This window comes from Pseudomonas sp. 51_B (assembly GCF_017491595.1).
GTDB lineage: Bacteria > Pseudomonadota > Gammaproteobacteria > Pseudomonadales > Pseudomonadaceae > Aquipseudomonas > Aquipseudomonas promysalinigenes.
On record NZ_JAFGYW010000106.1, the window covers coordinates 1 to 598 of the forward strand.

At 60.5% G+C, this 598-nt stretch carries 1 protein-coding gene; it reads left to right on the forward strand.

Features of this window, described 5'->3' with window-relative positions:
- On the forward strand, positions 1-598 hold a 598-nt coding region (locus tag J5M56_RS23870; protein ID WP_207937927.1), incomplete at both ends, for a cytochrome c.

A 598-nucleotide genomic window follows, 5' to 3' on the forward strand; every position in this document is an offset into this window, starting at 1 on the left:
GTACAATGATGACGAGTTCTTCGCTGCGTTGACCGAAGGCAAGCGTCGCGACGGTGCGAATCTGTATCCAGCGATGCCGTATACCTCGTATCACCTGATGCCGCGCGCCGATTCCGATGCGATTCACGCGTACCTGAAAACCATCGAGCCGATCGAGCGCGCCGCACCGGTGACCAGCCTGAGCTTTCCGTTCAATGTGCGTCTGGGCCTGACCGGCTGGAACATGCTCTACGGCAAAGACGTCAAGCTGGAGCCGGCCGAAGGCAAAAGTGAGGCATGGAAGCGCGGCCAGTACATGGTCGACGTTCTCGGTCACTGCGGCGAATGCCATACGCCACGCGGCCTGCCCGGCGCGATGCAAATGGACAAGCGCATGACCGGCGGCATTCTCAATGGTTATCTGGCACCGAGCCTGCTGGCCACCGACCTGGCCGCGCGCGGCTGGAATCAGCAGGATCTGGGCACGTTTCTCAAGCACGGCATGAGCGCGCAAGGAACGATGTTCAACGAAATGTTCCCGGTGTTTCACAACAGCACTCAAGGTCTGAGCGATGCTGACCTGGCGGCAATGGCGACGTTCCTCCTTGGCGAGCAACCG